Genomic DNA, 18,350 nt, shown 5'->3' with positions numbered 1-18,350 from the left:
TGGTGGCCGCGTTCTACGTGTGGCAGCGCGAGCCGTCCCGCGCGGCGGGCGAGGTGACGGTGGAGGACGCGCGGGTGCGTGTGCTCGACCGGGTCCGCTACGAGGACGAGGCGCGCTTCGTGGAGCTGTTCCGCGATGCCCAGGACCGGGACGCCATCTGGGTCCGCCTGGGCAACAAGCCCGTGAAGCCGAAGGTGGAGCCCGTGGTCGCGAGGGCTCCCGCGTCCGCGCCGCGAGCAGCGACGCCTGCATCGGATGCGCTGCCGGTGGCCCCCGCATCGGACGCTGCGCGGCAACGACACGGCCCAGAAGCTGTTCGCGAAGTTCGCCCCGCTGCGGGCCCAGCGCGACCTGGGCGTCCTGGACGCAAGGAAGCTGGAGGAGATCGGCCTCGCGAAGACGGAGCGGGCGCTGACGCTCACCGTGGACGGCACCCCGAAGACCTTCCGCCTCGCGGCCCCCGCTTCCGGTTGGGGCGCGCCCTACCTCCAGCGCCCCTCCGACAGCCACGTCTTCCTCCTGGGCCCCGCGCTGCTGTCGGACCTGGAGGCCGCGTCCAGCCGGCTCGTGGATCGGCGCATGCACACCTTCGACGTGGACGGCTTCGACCGCGTGGTCATCACCTCCGGAAACAAGTCCCGCGCCTTCGTGGCCAGTGGCCAGCCACCGGGCGCCGTGCAGCTCGCGCCCGTGGACGCTCCCGGCACCCCGGACGACTTCGCCCGCAACTGGCACGACCGCGTGTGGCGCCTCACCCCGATTGAGTTCCTCGGCCGGGGCGAGTCCCCGCCGGGCCTCGCCTCCTCGCCCGCCTTCCGCATCGAATACCAGCGCGCCGGCAAGCCCGTGGGCGAACTCTCCATGGCGATGACGCCGGACCACACGTGGTACGCGCGCACCGAACTCACCCCGGGCTGGACGCGCATGGGCGGCGGCCTGGAGTCCCTGGCCGAGGAGGCCGCGAAGCTCACCGCGCCGCCGCGCTGAAACGCCCGTCAGGACACCGCGGCGGGGCCTGTCTCCACGCCCAGCCGCACGTCCACGAAGCTGTAGCCCGGCCAGGGGCCGCTGAATCGGTACGCGTACACCTCCGTGCGCGCCGCCAGCGTCCTCAACCGCGCCTCGAAGGCGGCCACCGCCGCGCGGTCCACCAGGAAGGCCGCGTTGAGCAGCATCCGCTCACCCAGGGGCGCGGACTCGTGCGCGGCCGCCACCAGCGGCCCCAGCCCGTCGCGCAGCACCCCCATGTCCCGCGTGGTGCGCTCCAGCAGCGCAAGCTCCATCCGCTGCTCGTGGTCCTCCTCGGGCTCGGAGGGCCGCCGCGCCAGCTCCGGCGCTTCCTCCTCCAGCCTGCGCGTCAGCGCGTCGCGGTGGCAGTACACCTTCAGCCCCAGTTCCACGCGCCCCTCCAGCACGTCCAGCGCGCGCACGAGCGGTGCGTGCGCCGTGCGCAACACCTCCCGCACGCGCTCCTCCGACGGCAGCACCGTGCCGAAGGCCACCGGCACCACCGTGTGCTCGCGCAGCACCGCATCCGCCACGCGCTGATGCGTCAGCAGATGGGACCGCGTGGGCGCCACCCGGAGGCCCGCCGCGTCGGACACCAGCGCCACCAGGTCGTCCTCGCGCACCGTGCGCACCGGCGACGTGCCCAGCCCCGCCAGCTCCGGCTCCCAGCCTCCCGCCGCCCGCAGGATGGCGTACACGTAGCGCGCCCGGCTTCCCCGTGACACTTCCGCCTGCTGCTTCGTCGCCATGGCGTGAACCGCCTTTCGACTGAAACGCTTCAGCGTGCCGCGGCCGTCTCTCCGCGCGCGATCATCTTCTTCACCTGCTCCACCAGCGCGTCCGGCAGGCACGGCTTGGTGACGTACGCATCACACCCGGCCTGGTTCGCGTCCTCCGAGTGCCCCTTCAGCGCGTGCCCGGTGAGCGCCACCACCGGGATGTGCCGCGTGCGCGCGTCGCCCTTCAGCCGGCGCGTCGCCTCCCAGCCGTCCATCACCGGCAGGGACAGGTCCATCAGGATGACGTCCGGCACCAGCTCGAAGGCCTTGTCCAACGCCTCCTGGCCGTTCTTCGCCTCCGCCACGCGGAAGCCGGAGAACTCCAGGTACTCCGCGTACATCTCCCGGGCATCCTGGTAGTCGTCCACCACCAGCACGAGCGGCTTGGGTTTTTCCAGGGTGTTCGTCATGTCCGTCTCGCGCGTCGTGGAAAGTGCAGGGTGAAGGTCGAACCCTGGCCCGGGCTGCTCTGGAGGGAGACGCGTCCCCCCAGCATGGTGGCCAGTCGACGGCAGATGGACAGTCCCAGGCCGGTGCCCCCATAGGCCCGCGTGGGGGAGCTGTCCACCTGCTGGAAGTCCTCGAAGATCTTCTCCTGGTTCGACACGTCGATGCCGATCCCCGTGTCCTTCACCGAGATGGAGAGGATGCCGGTGCCGTTCTGATACTCCGCCGACACGTGCACGCTGCCCTCATGCGTGAACTTCAGCGCGTTGGACAACAGGTTGAGAACAATCTGTTTCACCTTCTGTCGGTCGGTCCACACGCCCGGCAGACCTTCCTCCAGGTGCGTCTCCACCGTCAGCTTGCTGCGCGCGATGATGGGGTCCATCTCCGCCATCACCTCCTGCAACAGCTCCGACAGCCCGAAGTCCGTCAGGTGCAGCGGCATCCGCCCCGCCTCGATGCGGGTGATGTCCAAAATCTCGTTGATGACCTCCAACAGGTGCCGCCCGTTGGAGTCGATGCGGGTGAGGTTGCGGCGCTGCGGCGGCGTCATCTCTCCGGACACGCCCTGCAGCAGCATGTTCGTGTAGCCGAGGATGGCGTTGAGCGGCGTCCGGAACTCATGCGACATGTTGGCCAGGAACTGCGACTTGGCCGCGCTCGCCTGCTCCAACTGGATGGCCTGCCGGCGCAGCTTCTCGTTCTGTTCGGCCAGCTCCGCCGTCGCGGACAGCACGCGCGCCTCCAGCTCGCTGGAGACCTCCTTCACCCGCTCCAACAGCCGCGCCCGCTCCAGCACCTCCGTGCGGTCGTGGAAGACGGTGACGATGCCCGTCAATTCGCCCTGGTCGCCCACCACCTTGTTGGCCATGGCCTCCATGGGCACGGGCGCGCCGCTGGTGGGGTCGTCCAGCGTCAGCTGGCTCTTCCACCGCGACACGCCCGCGTTGTCGGGGCCCAGCAGGTGGGAGAGGAAGGAGCCGAAGAGCCCCTCATTCGCGCGCACGCGGCGCATGAAGGCCTCGCCCGCCTCGCGGGGCCAGGCGAAGAGCCGCTCGGCCGGGTCGTTCATCATCACCATGCCGCCGGACGGGTCGGACAGGATGATGGGGTCCGCCACCGAGTCCAGCACCCGGTCCAACCGGTGGCGCTCGCTGCGCGCCTCGCGCTCGGTGGCGCGCAGCCGCCGGTCGCTCTCCCCCAGGGCCTGCGCGGCGCGGCCCAGGTCCGTCACGTTGCGCAGCACGCTCACCACCACCGCGGGGCCGTCCGGCGCCAGCACCGGCGTGGTGACCAGCTCGAAGAGCAGGTCCATGCCCTCCACCGGGTCCACCAGCGGCACCTCCAGCCGGTGCACGCCCGTCCCCGTGGCGCCGCCCTGCGCGAGCGTCTCCCGGAACAGGCGCTGGTTGAGCTCCACCGCCCGCGCCCGGCCCGGGCTGGCATCCGGGCCCGCCACCAGCAGCGCCTCCGCGCGGCCGTTGGCGAAGAGCAGCCCGCCCTCCGGGTCCGTCAGCAGCACCGGATCCGACACCGCGTTGATGACCCGGCGCAGGAGCCGGTCCGGCTCCAACCGGCGCGGCGTCCGGGCATCCGAGGCCGTCAGCCGCGCGAGGAGCGGCCCGGCGCAGGACGCCGCCCAGGCCACGTCCCGCGGCACGCCGGGCCCGGACAGCCCCACCGCCAGGAGCGCGACCGCAGGCGCCCCGGGCCGGCCCAGCGGCACCGCCAGGAAGCCGCCCGGAAGCACGTTGCCTTCGAAGGCGTCCGCCGCCAGCCACCGGGCCCCGGGCCGGGTGTGGAAGGGGGCCAGCGCGGAATCCGGCTCCTCCCAGGCCCGCCCGAGCGCCGCCTGCTGGGCGCCCGTCAGCCCCTCGCTGGCCAGACACCCGGGCACCGTCCCGCCGTCGCCTGGACCCAGGCACGCGACCGGCGCGCCAGTCTGCCGGGAGAGCCACTCCACCACCGCCCGCGCACAGGCGACGGCGGACTCGCAGGCGAGCAGGTGCTCGGCGAGCACGAGGCGTGCCCCGGCATCGGCTTCGGCGGGGGGCAGCGGGGCTGGAGACGCCACGTACTTACGCTCCGGGTGAGGGTTCACGCGGTGGGAGTCCGCGTTCCGGCGAGTCTGCGGTGCGGACCTCCGAAAATGCCACCACGATGCGCGCCTCCCCCTCCAACGGGGCGGCGCGCCCCGAAGTCCCCAGGGCCCGCGCATCGAAGCGCAGCCCCCGGTCCAGCATCCGGTCCAGCAGGTCCACCAGGCTGGCCGCGCCAGCGATGCGTTCCACGGGCATCTCGACACCGCTCCTTGGCCCGCCCGGCGCGCGGACCCCCGGCCTGGGTGTTCTAACGCGCTGGGGTTGGTGTGCCCCAGCCTCTCCCGCGCCCGGGGCATGACTTGCCAACACCCGGGGCAGGGGTCTGTTGGATCGCGCACACCCCATGCCAGGCAGGCGGCCGGTCAGGCCACGGCAGGCGCGGCTTATGCCCTGGGGGGCGGATTCCTAGCCTTGAGCCATGAATGACGAGCGCCTGAACAAATCTCTCTGGACGGTGACCACCCCTCCCCGGGACTTCCCCACCCTGCCGGGCGACCTCGCGGTGGACGTGGCCATCATCGGCGGCGGCATCGCGGGACTGACGACGGCCTGGCTGCTCAAGCGCGCCGGCAAGAAGGTGGCGGTGCTGGAGATGCACCGCGTCCTCTCCGGCCAGACGGGCCAGACGACCGCGCACCTCACGGAGCTGCTGGACACGCCGTACACCACGCTCCTCCAGGACTTCGGTGACAAGGGCGCGCACCTGGCCGCGTCCTCCAGCCGGGCCGCCATCGAACAGATTGCCTCGCTGGTGGAGTCGCTCTCCATCCCGTGCGGCTTCACCCGGGTGCCGGCCTTCAAGTACGCGGAGACCGACAGCGAGCTGCGCGAGCTGCTGCTCGAAGTGTCCGCCGCGAGGCAGGTGGGGCTCCTGGCCTCCTTCACCAAGGACGTGCCCCTGCCGTTCCCGGTGAAGGGCGCGCTGCGGGTGGAGGACCAGGCGTTGTTCCACCCGCGCGAGTACCTGCTCGCGCTCGCGGACGCCCTCCCCGGAGACGGCTGCCACCTGTTCGAGAACACGAAGGTGGTGGACCTGTACGACGGCACGCCCTGTCGCGTCGTCACCGAGCGGGGCACCGTCACCGCCCAGGTCGTGGTGGAGGCCACCACCACGCCGCTCAACCGCGTGGCGATGCACACCCGGCTCTACCCCTACCGCACCTACGCGGTGGCGGGGCCGCTGGAGGGGCCCCTGGAAGCGGGCCAGTACTACGACAGCCAGGACCCCTATCACTACATCCGCACGCAGCAGGTGGACGGCGTGCCGTACGTCATCGTGGGCGGCGAGGACCACAAGGTCGGAAGCGAGGAGGACACGGCCTCATGCTTCACCGCGCTGGAGGAGTACGCGGTGAAGCACCTGCCCGTGAAGCAGCTCACCCATCGCTGGTCGGGACAGGTCATCGAACCCGCGGATGGCCTTCCCTCTATCGGGCGCAACGTGGGCAGCCGCCACGTGTACGTGGCCACGGGCTTCTCCGGCACGGGCATGACGTTCGGGACGCTGGCCGGCATGGTGGTGTCGGACCTCATCCTCGGCAACGAGAACCCCTACGCCGCGCTGTACGCCCCGGGCCGCGTGAAGCCCAAGGCCAGCGCGAAGGACTTCATCCAGGAGAACGCGGAGGTGGCCTTCCGCTTCGTCGCGGACCGCCTGGCGAAGCCGGACGGGCGTCAACTGGCGGACGTCGCCCCCGGCGAGGGGAAGATTCTCGAAGTGGAGGGCCGCAAGGTGGCCGTCTACCGCGAGGACGACGGCACCGCGCACGCCGTGTCCCCCGTGTGCACGCACCTGGGGTGCCACGTGCACTGGAACAACGCGGAGCGCTCCTGGGATTGCCCGTGCCACGGCGGCCGCTTCAGCCCCACCGGCCGCGTGCTCAACGGCCCCGCGATGAAGGATCTGCCGTCGCGGAAATTGCCGGTGAAGTGAGAAGTGCGGGTGGGTGACTTCCATTCACGGGCCTCCACCCCCATCTATCAGCACCGGAATCCGACTCACCCTGGGGGACGACATGAACGCACTGGATCTTCTGAAGCAGCAGCACGAGGAAGTGGCCAAGCTCTTCAAGAAGTACGAGAAGCTCGCGGACCACGACGACGGGCAGCGGCAGGAAATCTTCGAGCAGGTGGCGGACCGGCTGGGCGCGCACGCGAAGATTGAAGAGCTGTACTTCTATCCTGCGCTCAAGAAGGAGGACACCGAGGACGAGCTGCGCGAGGCGGTGGAGGAGCACCTCGTCGTCAAGCGCCTCATCGCGGACCTGCTGGAGATGGAGGCGGACGACGAGGAGTTCGACGCCAAGATGAAGGTCCTCCAGGAGAACGTGGAGCACCACGTCGAGGAGGAGGAGAAGGACCTCTTCAAGTCCGCCCGCAAGCTCATGAGCAAGGAGCAGCTGGAGGACCTGGGCATCCAGATGGAGGAGGAGTTCGACGCGCTGATGGACGGCGAGCCGCGCATGGACGTGCCGGAGGAGACCGACCGCGCCGCGCCCATCTAGGCGGAGCGCGTGGGAACGGGGTTGCGCGTGGCAGGGGGCCGGGCAGCATGCGGCCCATGCCGCGCGCTCCCGCCCCGTCCCCTTCGTTGCTCCCAGAAGCGTACACGCCCGCCGTGCGGCGCTCGCTGCTCAAGGCCGACCCGACGCTCGGGCCCCTCTTCAAGACGGTGGGCCCCTTCCGCATGGAGCGCAGCCCACTGCACAGCCCCTTCGAGGCGCTGGCGCACTCCATCGTCTACCAGCAGCTCCACGGCCGCGCGGCGGCGACCATCTTCGGGCGGGTGTGCGAACGGGTGGGGCAGGGCAAGGGCTTCACGCCGGAGAGGCTGCTCGCGCTGCCGGACCTGAGCCTGCGCGAAGCAGGCCTGTCCGCGAACAAGCTGCTGGCCATCCAGGACCTGGCGCGCAAGACGGTGGATGGCACCGTGCCGCCGCTCGCCCGGGTGCGCCGCATGTCCGACGCGGACCTGATTGAGCACCTCACGCAGGTGCGAGGCATTGGCCAGTGGACCGTGGAGATGCTGCTCATCTTCCGCCTGGGCCGGCCGGACATCCTGCCGGTGGACGACTACGGCGTGCGCAAGGGCTTCATGGTCATGAACGGCCTGAAGGAGATGCCCAAGCCCAAGGCGCTGCTGGCCTACGGCGAGCGCTGGCGCCCGTACCGCACGGTGGTGAGCTGGTATCTGTGGCGGGCGGCGGACCTGCCCGTGGGCACCTTCGCCCCGTTGTAGGACCGCCCGGCGACCTGGCCCTCGGGGCAGACCGTCCGTTGTCGTGGCGCGCGGCCGTCCTCACCCCTAGGGGACGGAGGAATCAACGCGCATGCGTGCACTCACCTATCAAGGTCCCTACCGCGTCCAGGTGGAGCAGAAGCCCGATCCGCGCATCGAGCATCCCCAGGACGTCGTCCTCAAGGTGACCCGCTCAGGCATCTGCGGTTCGGACCTGCACCTGCTTCACGGGCTGGTGCCGGACACGCGCGTGGGCTGCACCTTCGGCCACGAGTTCACCGGCGTGGTGGAGGAGGTGGGCGGCGAGGTGTCTCAGCTCAAGAAGGGCGACCGCGTGGTGGTGCCCTTCAACATCTCCTGCGGCACCTGCTTCTACTGTCAGCGCGGCCTCACCGGGAACTGCGAGAACAGCAACCCGGGCAGCGACGTGGCGTCGGGCGTGTATGGCTATTCGCACACCACTGGCGGCTTCGACGGCGGGCAGGCGGAGTACGTGCGCGTGCCCTTCGCGGACGTGGGGCCCATGAAGATTCCGGACGGCATGGACGACGAGTCCGTCCTCTTCCTCAGCGACATCCTGCCCACCGGCTACCAGGCCGCGGAGATGGGGGAGATAAAAGGCGGGGAGACGGTGGTGGTGTTCGGCGCGGGCCCCGTGGGCCTCTTCGCGATGAAGTCCGCGTGGCTGATGGGCGCGGGCCGCGTGGTGGCGGTGGACCACCTGCCGTACCGCCTGGAGTTCGCGCGGAGGTTCGCCCACGTGGAGACGGTGGACTTCAAGCGGGTGGGCGACATCGTCCTGCACCTGAAGGAGCTGTTCGAAGGCCGGGGCCCGGACGTCTGCATCGACGCGGTGGGCATGGAGGCGGAGGGCTCGCGCGCGCACCGCGTGCTGGGCCTGGGGCTGAAGCTGGAGGCCGGCGCGCCCACCGTCATCCAGTGGTGCATCAACTGCGTGCGCAAGGGCGGCAACATCTCCATCATCGGCGTGTACGGGCCGCCGTGGAACTTCATCCCCATTGGCACCGCGATGAACAAGGGCCTGACGCTGCGGATGAACCAGGCGAACACCCGGCGCTACATGCCGCACCTGCTGGAGCACATCCAGAAGGGGCGCATCGACCCGAAGGCCATCATCACCCACCGCTTCCCGCTGGAGGAGGCGCCGGACGCGTACGAGCTGTTCTCCGACAAGCAGGACGGCTGCATCAAGTGCGTCCTCATGCCCCACGGTCATGCCTGAGCTGAACCCCACCGAAAAACAGGAGGCACGTCCATGCCCCAGAAGACACCGCGCAAGCCAGGCGCCGCGAAGCCCCGTGCGAAGTCGAAGCCGGAGCCGACGGACATCGCCGTGGACCTGGATCCGTCCCAGCGTCCGGGCGTCCCGATGGAGACGGCGCCGCAGCCGCTGGCGGGGGCCCGGGTGCCCATCGCGTCCCAGCACGCGGACGTGCCGGTGTACAAGCACGCGGGCCGCAAGCAGATGCCGCCGGTGTTCGGCACCGCCCAGCCTCCGCGGGGGCTCAGTGGCCTGCTGCGAAGGGCCGCCTATGCGAAGCCGGACCACCACCCCGGGCACTGGGTGCTGCTGCTGCTGGCGGACCGGGTGGACGTCTGGGAGCACCGCGTGAAGAGGTCGCTTCCCTGGGCTGCGCCCTCGGCCGTGGTCCTCGCCGCCGGCCTGATGTGGCGGGCCCGCCGCGCTTGAGGCGGCGGGCCGCGCGGGAGGCCTTAAGCGTCCCGGCCGTTGTAGGGCATGGGGGTGAGCGTGGAGAGGTCCACGCCGTCCAGGCAGCGCACGTTGATGGCGAACATCCGCTTGCCATCCGGGCCCACGCCGGTGCCGTAGGACTCCACGCCGCAGTTGGAGCAGAAGAGGTGGTCGATGACCTTCTTGTTGAACTGGTAGAGCTTCTGGTTGTCCACGCCGGCCAGGGGCTTGAACTGCTCCGGGGGGACGAAGGTCAAGAGCAGGCCGCGCTTGTGACAGATGGAACAGTTGCAGCTCACCACCTGCGCCAGGTCCGTCCGGGCCTCGTACTGGACCTGTCCACAGTGGCATGCACCCGCGTACGTCTTCATCTCCGCCATGTCGCTTCCTCCAGGGGTTCGTGGGAGCCGGGCCGGAGCCTGCGCTCCGCCCACCCGGACCGTGGCGCGAATCAATGACAGAGGTGGCGGGGACCGCAAGCGACCCCGGGAGCACAGCCGTGCCCCGGGGTGCTTTTGCGGCGGTGCGTCAGGACTTCACATCAGTCAGAGGTGGTCATCACGGAGACCATCCGCACGAAGCGGCGGTCGGTGCTCACCGCGGCGATGACGTAGCCGGCCGTGTAGCCCGGCGCGCCGCAGCCCCGGCAGCTCCAGCCGGTGACGTAGAGGCGGTTGCTGTTGCGGGAGATGGCCGTGATGAAGGCCGTCGCGCCCTCCACCTCGTCCACCGTCGGGGTGGCGGAGAAGATGTTGCCGCTGAGCCGCGCGATGAGCTCCTTCACGGTGATGGGCTCGAAGATGCTGCTCTGCGGACCGAAGTAGGAGCTGAACGCTTCACCCAGGGTGGCCTGGTTCGCGACGCCCTGCCCGTTGGCGATGTAGCCCTCCTGGATGCGCGAGGCGTTGGCCAGCGGGCCGGTGGCGCCGTACAGCGACGCGGCGGTGCCGGCGACCGGGCTCAGGTACAGGGGCGCGCCCACCGGGTTCGCGTCGTTCAGCTCGTAGAAGTCCGCGAAGTACTTCGCCGCGGTGCCCGTCAGCGACTGCTGGAACGGCGTGTCGTTGAGGCGGGTGGTGAGGTAGGCGCGCTCCGCGCTGTCCACGCCGGTGGGGCCGCCGGTGTCGTTGAGGAACGCGTCGAGCGCGGTCTTGAGCTCCGAGCGGATGACGGTGGCGCCGCCGGGGCTGGTGGTGCCGCGCGCGGTGGTGATGCTCGCCTCGAAGGCGGGGATGCTGGTGGTGGACGTGGCGAGCGCCGTCGGCGCGGTGAGCAGGACGAGCCCGCCCAGGAGCGACTTCATCGACTTGTTCATCATGGGAACCAGAACCTCTTCACTCGCGGGGCCGGGGGACCGGCGCCCGTGTTCGGGGGGAACTTCAGACGACGCGGTGGCAAGTACCACGCGCCCCTGACAGGTCCGGCGTGAGGTTCCGGTGACACGCGCCCCCGTGACACGTCCGTGATGAACGGCGACGGGCGTGACGGAAATGTTTCACGACACGGGCTGGGTCGTGGGGGCGGGGCTGTTGCGGCGCAGGGGCGCGAGCAGCGCGAGGAACGCGGCGGACAGCGCGACGCCCAGCAGGAACACGTTCGGGTAGCCCCAGCCTCCGAACTTCGGATCCGCGAGCAGTCCCGCCAGGGGCCCGGCGGGGGCCTTGCCCGCGACCTCCACACTGGCCAGCAGCGTGTAGTGCGTGGCGCCGATGCGGCGGTCGGTGCGCGACATCATGAAGGCGAACATCACCGTGGTGAGCGCGCCGCCGAAGAACTCCTCGGTGAGGGTGACGCCCAGCACGCCCGCGTCGCTGACGCCCACCTGCGTGAGCAGCCACCGTCCGGCCAGGGGCAACAGGCGCAGCGTCCCGGTGAGCGCCACCGCGCCCAGGAGCGGCAGGCGCGCGGCGATGAGCCCGCCACACGTGGAGCCGATGAGCGACGCGGCGGTGCCCCACGTGCCCACCCACAGGCCAATCTGGGCGGGCGTGTAGCCGGCGTCCACGAGGAAGGGCTTGTAGAGGACGTCGGACATGGACTCGCCCAGCTTGTACGTGCCGATGAAGAGCAAGAGCCACCCGGTGCCCGGCACGGTGAGCGCGGACTTGAGGCGCGTCAAGAGCACGGGCCAGTCCAGCTTCGGCCCGGCGGGCCCCTCCTGCTCACGCGGGGGCGGCTCGCGCACGAAGAGGACGACGGTGAAGACCGTGAGGCACAGCGCGGCCATGACCAGGAACAGCCCCGACCAGCCGATGCGCGAGCTGGCCCACACGAGCAGCCCGCCGCCGGTGAGCATGCCCAGCTTGTAGCCCACGACCTGCGCGGTGTTGCCCGGGCCCAGCTCCTCCGGGCGCAGCAGGTCCACCGCGAAGCCGTCCACCGCGATGTCCTGGGTGGCGGCGAAGAGGTTCATCACGAAGATGAGCCCCAGCAGCAGCGGCAGCGAGTCCCGCTGCGCGGCGAAGGCGGCGCCCACGCACGCCAGGGCCAGGCCCGCCTGCATGGGCAAGATCCAGGAGCGGCGCCGGCCCACGCGCTGGGAGCCGTAGCGGTCCACCAGCGGGGCCCACAGCGCCTTGAGCATCCACGGCAGCGACAGCGCGCCGGCGAACCCCAGCGCGGCCAGCGAGACGCCCCGCGTGCGCAGGTAGACGGGCAGCGCCGTCACCTGGAAGCCGAACGGAAGTCCCTGCACGAAGTAGAGGGCGCACAACAGCCACAGCCGGGACGGGATGCGTCGCATGGTCGTGGGGGCAGCCTATACTCCCGCCCTTCCAAACGCGTGTGGTCGGGAACGAAGAGGGGCGCATGTCGGAGCAGGCCGGAACCGAGTCGGGAATCATCGTCGTGGAGCTGTCCGCCGACCACGAGCTGGAAGCGGACCACGTGGACGCGGTGGTGGAGGTGAAGGCGTCCGCCTTCTTCACCGGCAACGCGGCGTTCACCAACGCGAGGGAGGTGGTGGTGCTGGTGCGCGCGCTGGAGGAGCTGGGCGTGCCCCGCACGGCCGTGACCCTCCAGTCGGTGCAGGCGGAGATGTCGGAGGGGCTGCTCACGCGCTCGTCCTCGGCGGTGTACATGCTGCGCATCCGGCTGGAGCAGGTGGAGCGGCTGGGGGACGTGCTCGCGGCCTTCAGCACCCTGAAGCAGGCGACGCTGCGCGAGCTCAAGTGGGGCTACTCGCGCGAACTGGAGTTCCGCCAGGACTGGCTGGAGGCGCTGGCGCGCGAGTCGGTGAAGAAGGCCCGCCGCGTGGCCGCCGGGCTGGGCGTGAAGCTCGCGGGGCTGCACCGCTTCTCCGAAAAGACGCTGGAGTCGCACCTCTTCGCCACCGGGCGCGGGGGTTACAACGCCGGTGATGAGGGCTCCTCCGTGCCGATGTATCCGGGGGGCAGCTACACCAAGGGCCGCGTGGCGCTGGGCTTCCCGCTGTCGCACCGCAAGAAGGTGCACGTGATGGCCACGGCGGAGTTCCGCAGCGTGCCGACCCCGGAGTCCTGACCGGGGCCGGCGCTGCCGGGTTTCAGGTCGCGGGCGTGTGCTGGAGCACCAGCGCTTCCAGTCGCTGCAGCGCCTTGTCCAGCGTCTCCCACGAGGGGCCGAAGGACAGGCGCACGTAGCTGCGGAAGCGCGAGGCCCGGGCGCGGCGCTTGCCCGGGTTCACGTCGAAGAACTCACCGGGCACGGTGATGACCTTGTGCTCCAGCGCGGCGCGGAAGAAGGCCATGCCGTCGTTGAGCGGCGCGGGCAGTCCGGACAGGTTGCCCCAGACGTAGAACGTCCCGTCCGGCGCCCGGTCCGTGCGGATGCCCAGCCGCTCCAGGCGCGAATGGAACTTGTCGCGCTTCTCGCGGAAGGTGGCGTGGATGGCGCGCGTCTCCGCCACCACCGGCTCCTCCTGGAGCAGCGGAATCGCCGCGCGCTGCAGGGGCCGGCTGCCGCCGCCGTCCAGGAAGCTGCCCGCGCTCGACACGGTGTCGATGACCTGCTTCGGCCCCACCGTCCACGTCATGCGCCAGCCCGGGTAGCGCCAGTTCTTGGTGAGCCCGTCGAAGAGCACCACCGGGTCGCGGTTCACGTCCTCCACGTAGCGGGCGGCGCTCTCCACCGGCAGCACGCCCGGACGGCCCGTCCAGATGTAGTGCGAATAGAACTCGTCGATGAGCAGCGAGCACTCCAGCTCGCGCGCGACGCCCACCCACCGCGCCAGTTCGTCGCCCTGCACCAGCTTGCCGGTGGGGTTGCACGGGTTGGAGAAGAGCAGCGCGGACAGGCCGCGCCCCTGGATTTCGCGGCGCAAATCCTCGTGGGTGAAGGCGTAGCCGCGCGAGCCCTCCAGCAGGATGGGGATGGCGGTGAACGCCTTGAAGACGTCCAGCAGCTCTTCGTATGCGGTGTAGTCGGGCAGGAAGTGGCCCAGGTTCACGCTGCCCAGGCTGGCCGCGGCGCGGGTGAGGGCCGCGCGGCCACCGCCGGACAGACACACGTTCTCCGCGCTGTACTGGCTGGGCAGGCCCTTGCGGTAGAGGCGGTTGTAGAGGCTGGCGATGGCCTCCCGCACCTCCCACAGGCCCGCGACGGGCGCGTACTCCTGGTCCGCCATGTCCACCGTCACCTGGCTCACGCGGGGCGGGGCGCCGGGCAGGTCGCCCGTCTCCGGCTGACCCTGGCCCAGGTTGCACCAGTCCGGGTCGCCGGGACGGTAGCCGCGGCGGGTGGCCTCGGCGGTGACGAAGATGACGCCCGTGCGGGGCACGGTGCGGAAGGCATGCAGGGGGACGCTGTCGCTCACGGGGGGCACGCTAGCGCGCCCCCCACTTCGGTGCAGCCTCCCTGTTTCAGCCTTCCAGGGACGCCCGCAGGAACCAGGCGTGCTTCTCGAACTCGGTGATGATGCCGGTGAACAGGTCCACCGTGTCCGTGTCCTGGTGCCCCTCCACCTGCTTGCGGCTGTCGCGCAGGCCGGCCAGGTACACCTCGATGCGCTCGGCCAGCAGCTTCACGTGCTCCAGGTCGCGGGAGGTCTCCTGCGGGTACTCAGGCAGGCGGCTGTGCGTGCCCACGTGGCGGCTGGTGCCGTACGCCCGGCCGCCCAGCGTCACGGCGCGCTCCGCGATGGAGTCGTTGTGGTTGGCGAGGCTCACCGCGAAGGTTTCAAACAGCGGGTGCAGGGCGGCGAACTGCGGGCCCTTGATGTTCCAGTGGGCGACCTTGATCTGCGAGTGCAGGTCCAACCCGTCCGACAGCCGCTCGTTGAGGGTGGCGGAGATGGCGGTGCGGGCCTGCTCGGAGAGGGGACTCGGGCTCTTGTAGAGGGCCATGGGGGACTCGTGCCTTTCGAAGAGAGGGGTGGAAACAAAGCGCCCCCCGGTGTTGCCACCGGAGGGCGCCAGGAACTTCATGTCACGGAGCGCAGCGGACCCTTACGACTCCAGGCCCACCGCCGCCGCGTGGATGACGCTGGCGATGCGAACCGCGTCGTGCACGTGCTCCTCGGTGAGGCCGCCATCCAGCACGACCTTCTCGTGGGACTGGATGCACATCTCGCAGCCGTTGATGGCGCTGACCGCGAGGCAGACCAGCTCGAAGTCCACCTTGTTCGTCAGCACCTGCGCGAGCCGGTTCATCCGCAGTCCCGCCCGCTTGGTCGAGTACGACTCCTTCCCGATCATGTGGCGGAAGCGGTAGAAGACGTTGTTCATCGCCATCAGCGAGGCCGCCGCACGTGCGTCCTCGATGACCGGCCCGGACTTCTCACCCAGCGCCTGCTTCGCCTCGTTCAGCATCGCCTCCTTCAGCCGGTCATTCCGAGCGGCGAAGGCGCATGCCACGGCCGTACCCCAACGCTGCTCCGGGGTGAGGGTCGTGCTCTCCAGGACGGCGGAGAGGTTGAGGCGGGTGTCCTTGTGGGCATCCGCGAGTTCACTGCGGACGACTTCGAGCGAGGCCATGGTGGGTTACCCCGCCTTCGCCAGCTTCGAGGTGAGGGTCTCCTCACCCTTCTGCCAGTTGCACGGGCACAGCTCGTCCGTCTGGAAGGCGTCCAGCGTGCGCACGTACTCGCCCACGTTGCGGCCCACGGACAGGTCGTTCGCGGACACGTGGCGGATGATGCCCTCGGGATCCACGATGAACGTGGCGCGCAGGGCCACGCCCTCTTCCTTGTGCAGGATGCCCAGCGCGGCGGACAGCTCGCGCTTGACGTCCGCCAGCATGGGGAAGGGCAGGCTCTTCAGGTCCGGGTGGTGCGTGCGCCACGCGTGGTGCACGAACTCGTTGTCCGTGCTCAGGCCCAGCACCTGCGCGTCGCGGTCGTTGAAGTCCTTGTTGCGCTTGCCGAACTCCGCGATCTCCGTGGGGCAGATGAACGTGAAGTCCTTCGGCCACGCGAACAGGATGAGCCACTTGCCCTTGTAGGTCTCGTTCGTGATGTCCTGGAACTCCTTGCCCTTCTCCAGGCTCACGGTGCCCTTCAGCTTGAAGTTCGGAAGCTTGTCGCCGACGGTCAGCATGGATTCGACTCCTTGGGATGGGGGGCGGGCCATCGTGGTCCACCCCAGAGGTTGTGGTTGCTACGGTGTAAAGCAGCTCCCGTGCCAGTGCTTCAACTTCTATGATTCCAGGGGTTTGCGTCAGACCCTCGAATCCGCACCGGCGGGGCGGTGCTGCCGGGAGGGTGAATAACGAAATCCCGGTGCTTGTCGCCACTGCAATTTCGGTGGGCCGCTATTATCGGTAACACATGCCGGATGAACTGATGGGGCGCCACCCGGAAGTGACGCAGGATGCTCGGGAGCTGGTCGAGCTGGCAACCACCGAAGAGGGGGTGGGGGAACTTCTCCGTCGGGGACTGGACTGGCTGACGCGCGTGGTCCCCTTCGACCTGGCCACGCTGTTCCTCCTCAAGGAGGGAAAGCTGGAGGCGGTGGCTGCGCGTGGGCCGCTGGCGAACCAGGCGGTGCGCAAGCACTCGCTCCAGCTGTCGGACTTCCCATCATTGCGGCAGGCGCTGGAGACGCGGCGCGCGCGGGCGTTCACGGAAGAGGACCACGCGCACGGGGATGGGGACCCGTTCGACGGGGTGCTGGACCTGCCCGCGGGCCACTCGTGCATGGTGGTGCCGCTGTGCGCGGGGGAGCGCTGCTACGGCGTGCTGACGTTGGATCGCGCGGAGTGCGTCGCGTACGCGCAGCCGGTGGTGGACCTGGTGGAGGTGTACGGGCAGATGCTGGCCACGGCGCTCCAGGGCGCGGAGAAGCAGGTGGTGGTGGAGCGGCTGCACCGCCAGGACCACGAGCGCGCCAGGCTCCTGGAGTCGCAGCTGGGCGGGGACTCGGAAGGCATCCTGGAGACGTCGCTGAGCCCGGTGATGCGGGACCTGTCCCGGCGCGCGCGGCAGGTGGCGGAGACGGACACGCCGGTCTTGATTACCGGTGAGACGGGCACGGGCAAGGAGCGGCTGGCGCGGGCCATCCACCGCTGGAGTTCGCGCAGGGACCAGCCCTTCGTGTCGCTCAACTGCGCGGCGATTCCGGCGGGCCTGCTGGAGAGCGAGCTGTTCGGCCACGTGAAGGGCGCCTTCACCGGGGCGAACCGCGACCGGGCGGGCCGCTTCCAGATGGCGAACGGGGGCACGCTGCTCCTGGATGAGATTGGCGAATTGCCCGTGGAGCTGCAGGCGAAGCTGTTGCGCGCGCTCCAGGAGAAGGCATTCGAGCCGGTGGGCAGCGACAAGACGGTGAAGGCCGACGTGCGCATCCTGGCGGCCACGCACGTGGACCTGCACCAGGCGATCGCCCAGAAGCGCTTCCGCGAGGACCTGTTCTATCGCTTGAGCGTGTTCCCGCTGCGCCTGCCGCCGTTGCGCGAGCGGCGCGAGGACCTGCCGCAGCTCACGGTGTTCCTGTTGGAGGAGCAGGCGCGGCGCATCGGTCGGCGCGGGATGCGGGTGACGGCCTCCGGGCTGACGCGGCTGGCGGCGTATGACTGGCCGGGCAACCTGCGCGAGCTGGCGAATGCGTTGGAGCGCGCCACCATCCTGACGCAGGGGCAGGAGCTGTCGGCGAATGCGTTCGACCTGCCGGTGGGAGGTGCTCCCGTGGGGGCGCACGTGGCTTCGGTGGAAGCCCCGGCGGCGCTGCCTTCAGGAGCGCCGGTGGCGACGCTGGCGGCGGTGCAGCGCGAGCACATCCTGCGGGTGCTGACGTTGACCCGGGGCCGCGTCTATGGCGACGGCGGCGCGGCGGCGCTGCTGGGGCTCAAGCCGTCCACGCTGCAGAGCCGGATGAAGAAGCTGGGCATCGCGCGGCTGGAGGGGTTCACGGCCGAGGAGGCGTGACGGGCCGGAGGATGCGTCCCGGCCCGGCCTCCGCGCTGGCTCAGTACCAGCGGCTGTCCTCGCGGGCCTCGCGGCGGTCCTCGCGCATCTCCTCACGGTTCTGTGACTGCTCGGCGCGCGCCAGTTGCACCAGGTCCGCCAGCAGCATCCGCTTGCGCATCACGCTGCCGCTGTCCATGCGGCCATAGAGCCCGTTCAGCTCCTGGGCGATGCCGCGCGTCTGCCGCAGGGCGCGGGACTCCTGGCGGGCGTCGCGCACGTCGTCGCGGCGGTCGTCGCGGTCATCCGAGCGGTAGCCGTCATGGCGCACTTCGCGCGTGCTGCCGCGTGCCTCGCGCTTGTCCTGGGCCAGCTCGCGGTGGGACTCGTTCAGCTCCGCCGCGACGTAGTCGCGCAGGTCCTGCTCCACCTGCATCAGGTCGCGCCGGGCGTAGCGGCCGCGGGCCGAGTCGTACCGGGCGAGCAGTGACTCCACCTGACGCAGGTCCTGGCGATCATCGCGCGTCTCGCGCCGGTCCTGCCGCAGCTCCTGCCGGTCACGGCCCTGCTCGGTGGGCTTGCGGAAGTCGCCTGCGTGGGCCAGGGCCGGGAGGGAAAGCGCCATCGTTGCCAGCAGCCACTTCGCCATGGGGTGTCTCCTTCAAGAGCGTGTCTGCCCTGATGGACGGGGCAGGGCGCCGCGCATTCAAAGGAGACGACTCCCCGGCGGGGTACGACCGGGGCC

General features: G+C 70.3%; 20 protein-coding genes. 8 read left to right on the top strand and 12 right to left on the bottom strand.

Going from position 1 to position 18,350, the window contains the following annotated elements; translation table 11 throughout:
• The first annotated feature begins 255 nt into the window (after positions 1-255).
• Entirely contained in the window at positions 256-987 is a 732-nt protein-coding gene (locus D7X74_RS13750) for a DUF4340 domain-containing protein (protein WP_233602091.1), read from the top strand.
• Positions 988-995: 8 nt separating this feature from the next.
• Here the strand turns inward: D7X74_RS13750 and D7X74_RS13745 are convergent, their stop codons facing one another.
• Genes D7X74_RS13745 through D7X74_RS13730 form a run of 4 tightly spaced genes read right to left on the bottom strand, consistent with a single transcriptional unit; the run spans position 996 to position 4,531 of the window.
• Positions 996-1,757 (bottom strand): GvpL/GvpF family gas vesicle protein, encoded by a 762-nt coding sequence (locus D7X74_RS13745; RefSeq protein WP_120533403.1) that lies wholly within the window; start codon positions 1,755-1,757, stop codon positions 996-998.
• A gap of 29 nt (positions 1,758-1,786) precedes the next feature.
• Complete coding sequence (locus D7X74_RS13740) at positions 1,787-2,197, bottom strand: response regulator (protein ID WP_120533402.1); 411 nt, start codon at positions 2,195-2,197, stop codon at positions 1,787-1,789.
• A complete protein-coding gene (locus D7X74_RS13735) occupies positions 2,194-4,308 on the bottom strand; it encodes a PAS domain-containing hybrid sensor histidine kinase/response regulator (protein WP_120533401.1) in 2,115 nt (704 codons plus the stop codon). Before D7X74_RS13735 ends, D7X74_RS13740 begins: the two co-directional genes overlap by 4 nt.
• Before the next feature lie 4 nt (positions 4,309-4,312).
• Positions 4,313-4,531: a hypothetical protein gene (locus D7X74_RS13730; protein WP_120533400.1), complete on the bottom strand. Its 219-nt coding sequence runs from the start codon at positions 4,529-4,531 to the stop codon at positions 4,313-4,315.
• Positions 4,532-4,754: 223 nt separating this feature from the next.
• Between D7X74_RS13730 and D7X74_RS13725 the strand changes: the two genes are divergently transcribed.
• The 5 genes from D7X74_RS13725 (at position 4,755) to D7X74_RS13705 (ending at position 9,285) form a co-directional block, all read left to right on the top strand.
• Positions 4,755-6,269, top strand: a complete 1,515-nt coding sequence (locus tag D7X74_RS13725) for an FAD-dependent oxidoreductase (RefSeq protein ID WP_120533399.1) — start codon at positions 4,755-4,757, stop codon at positions 6,267-6,269.
• 82 nt (positions 6,270-6,351) lie between these two features.
• Positions 6,352-6,840 (top strand): hemerythrin domain-containing protein, encoded by a 489-nt coding sequence (locus D7X74_RS13720; RefSeq protein ID WP_120533398.1) that lies wholly within the window; start codon positions 6,352-6,354, stop codon positions 6,838-6,840.
• Positions 6,841-6,896: 56 nt separating this feature from the next.
• Positions 6,897-7,574, top strand: coding sequence for a DNA-3-methyladenine glycosylase (locus D7X74_RS13715; protein ID WP_120533415.1), 678 nt, complete (start codon positions 6,897-6,899; stop codon positions 7,572-7,574).
• A gap of 91 nt (positions 7,575-7,665) precedes the next feature.
• Positions 7,666-8,817 (top strand): zinc-dependent alcohol dehydrogenase, encoded by a 1,152-nt coding sequence (locus tag D7X74_RS13710; protein ID WP_120533397.1) that lies wholly within the window; start codon positions 7,666-7,668, stop codon positions 8,815-8,817.
• Positions 8,818-8,850: 33 nt separating this feature from the next.
• On the top strand, positions 8,851-9,285 hold the full coding sequence (locus tag D7X74_RS13705) for a hypothetical protein (RefSeq protein ID WP_120533396.1): 435 nt from the start codon (positions 8,851-8,853) through the stop codon (positions 9,283-9,285).
• Between the two features lie 23 nt (positions 9,286-9,308).
• Here D7X74_RS13705 and D7X74_RS13700 read toward each other — a convergent pair whose 3' ends face one another.
• The 3 genes from D7X74_RS13700 to D7X74_RS13690 all read right to left on the bottom strand — a co-directional run bounded on the left by D7X74_RS13700 (position 9,309) and on the right by D7X74_RS13690 (position 12,031).
• The gene (locus D7X74_RS13700; RefSeq protein WP_120533395.1) at positions 9,309-9,668 is read right to left on the bottom strand and encodes a GFA family protein; all 360 of its coding nucleotides are present in this window, start codon (positions 9,666-9,668) and stop codon (positions 9,309-9,311) included.
• 161 nt (positions 9,669-9,829) lie between these two features.
• Positions 9,830-10,606, bottom strand: a complete 777-nt coding sequence (locus D7X74_RS13695) for a hypothetical protein (protein ID WP_120533394.1) — start codon at positions 10,604-10,606, stop codon at positions 9,830-9,832.
• A 177-nt stretch (positions 10,607-10,783) separates the two neighbouring features.
• Positions 10,784-12,031, bottom strand: a complete 1,248-nt coding sequence (locus D7X74_RS13690; RefSeq protein ID WP_120533393.1) for an MFS transporter — start codon at positions 12,029-12,031, stop codon at positions 10,784-10,786.
• 65 nt (positions 12,032-12,096) lie between these two features.
• Here D7X74_RS13690 and D7X74_RS13685 point away from each other — a divergent pair, with 65 nt between their 5' ends.
• A complete protein-coding gene (locus D7X74_RS13685) occupies positions 12,097-12,789 on the top strand; it encodes an SIMPL domain-containing protein (RefSeq protein ID WP_120533392.1) in 693 nt (230 codons plus the stop codon).
• A 22-nt stretch (positions 12,790-12,811) separates the two neighbouring features.
• On the opposite strand, the gene D7X74_RS13680 is transcribed toward D7X74_RS13685, so the two are convergent.
• From D7X74_RS13680 to D7X74_RS13665, 4 genes are all read right to left on the bottom strand, one after another.
• On the bottom strand, positions 12,812-14,080 hold the full coding sequence (locus D7X74_RS13680) for a pyridoxal phosphate-dependent aminotransferase (RefSeq protein WP_120533414.1): 1,269 nt from the start codon (positions 14,078-14,080) through the stop codon (positions 12,812-12,814).
• A gap of 46 nt (positions 14,081-14,126) precedes the next feature.
• On the bottom strand, positions 14,127-14,609 hold the full coding sequence (gene dps, locus D7X74_RS13675; protein ID WP_120533413.1) for a DNA starvation/stationary phase protection protein Dps: 483 nt from the start codon (positions 14,607-14,609) through the stop codon (positions 14,127-14,129).
• 102 nt (positions 14,610-14,711) lie between these two features.
• Positions 14,712-15,239, bottom strand: a complete 528-nt coding sequence (locus D7X74_RS13670) for a carboxymuconolactone decarboxylase family protein (RefSeq protein WP_120533391.1) — start codon at positions 15,237-15,239, stop codon at positions 14,712-14,714.
• Between the two features lie 6 nt (positions 15,240-15,245).
• Complete coding sequence (locus tag D7X74_RS13665) at positions 15,246-15,800, bottom strand: peroxiredoxin (protein ID WP_120533390.1); 555 nt, start codon at positions 15,798-15,800, stop codon at positions 15,246-15,248.
• A 230-nt stretch (positions 15,801-16,030) separates the two neighbouring features.
• Here D7X74_RS13665 and D7X74_RS13660 point away from each other — a divergent pair, with 230 nt between their 5' ends.
• On the top strand, positions 16,031-17,626 hold the full coding sequence (locus D7X74_RS13660; protein ID WP_233595279.1) for a sigma 54-interacting transcriptional regulator: 1,596 nt from the start codon (positions 16,031-16,033) through the stop codon (positions 17,624-17,626).
• A gap of 40 nt (positions 17,627-17,666) precedes the next feature.
• On the opposite strand, the gene D7X74_RS13655 is transcribed toward D7X74_RS13660, so the two are convergent.
• The gene (locus D7X74_RS13655) at positions 17,667-18,254 is read right to left on the bottom strand and encodes a hypothetical protein (RefSeq protein ID WP_120533388.1); all 588 of its coding nucleotides are present in this window, start codon (positions 18,252-18,254) and stop codon (positions 17,667-17,669) included.
• Positions 18,255-18,350: the final 96 nt, after the last annotated feature.

It is taken from the genome of Corallococcus sp. CA047B (genome assembly GCF_003612065.1).
GTDB classification, from domain to species: Bacteria; Myxococcota; Myxococcia; order Myxococcales; family Myxococcaceae; genus Corallococcus; species Corallococcus praedator.
This window is presented reverse-complemented; position numbering and strand designations above follow the sequence as displayed.

Coding starts and splice junctions, on each gene's coding strand:
- D7X74_RS13665 (WP_120533390.1), bottom strand. CDS start 15,800: ATGCTGACCGTCGGCGACAAGCTTCCGAACTTCAAGCTGAAGGGCACC.
- dps (WP_120533413.1), bottom strand. CDS start 14,609: ATGGCCCTCTACAAGAGCCCGAGTCCCCTCTCCGAGCAGGCCCGCACC.
- D7X74_RS13700 (WP_120533395.1), bottom strand. CDS start 9,668: ATGGCGGAGATGAAGACGTACGCGGGTGCATGCCACTGTGGACAGGTC.
- D7X74_RS13715 (WP_120533415.1), top strand. CDS start 6,897: ATGCCGCGCGCTCCCGCCCCGTCCCCTTCGTTGCTCCCAGAAGCGTAC.
- D7X74_RS13670 (WP_120533391.1), bottom strand. CDS start 15,239: ATGGCCTCGCTCGAAGTCGTCCGCAGTGAACTCGCGGATGCCCACAAG.
- D7X74_RS13710 (WP_120533397.1), top strand. CDS start 7,666: ATGCGTGCACTCACCTATCAAGGTCCCTACCGCGTCCAGGTGGAGCAG.
- D7X74_RS13655 (WP_120533388.1), bottom strand. CDS start 18,254: ATGGCGAAGTGGCTGCTGGCAACGATGGCGCTTTCCCTCCCGGCCCTG.
- D7X74_RS13690 (WP_120533393.1), bottom strand. CDS start 12,031: ATGCGACGCATCCCGTCCCGGCTGTGGCTGTTGTGCGCCCTCTACTTC.
- D7X74_RS13725 (WP_120533399.1), top strand. CDS start 4,755: ATGAATGACGAGCGCCTGAACAAATCTCTCTGGACGGTGACCACCCCT.
- D7X74_RS13660 (WP_233595279.1), top strand. CDS start 16,031: ATGCCGGATGAACTGATGGGGCGCCACCCGGAAGTGACGCAGGATGCT.
- D7X74_RS13695 (WP_120533394.1), bottom strand. CDS start 10,606: ATGATGAACAAGTCGATGAAGTCGCTCCTGGGCGGGCTCGTCCTGCTC.
- D7X74_RS13705 (WP_120533396.1), top strand. CDS start 8,851: ATGCCCCAGAAGACACCGCGCAAGCCAGGCGCCGCGAAGCCCCGTGCG.
- D7X74_RS13740 (WP_120533402.1), bottom strand. CDS start 2,197: ATGACGAACACCCTGGAAAAACCCAAGCCGCTCGTGCTGGTGGTGGAC.
- D7X74_RS13730 (WP_120533400.1), bottom strand. CDS start 4,531: ATGCCCGTGGAACGCATCGCTGGCGCGGCCAGCCTGGTGGACCTGCTG.
- D7X74_RS13720 (WP_120533398.1), top strand. CDS start 6,352: ATGAACGCACTGGATCTTCTGAAGCAGCAGCACGAGGAAGTGGCCAAG.
- D7X74_RS13745 (WP_120533403.1), bottom strand. CDS start 1,757: ATGGCGACGAAGCAGCAGGCGGAAGTGTCACGGGGAAGCCGGGCGCGC.
- D7X74_RS13750 (WP_233602091.1), top strand. CDS start 256: ATGCGCTGCCGGTGGCCCCCGCATCGGACGCTGCGCGGCAACGACACG.
- D7X74_RS13685 (WP_120533392.1), top strand. CDS start 12,097: ATGTCGGAGCAGGCCGGAACCGAGTCGGGAATCATCGTCGTGGAGCTG.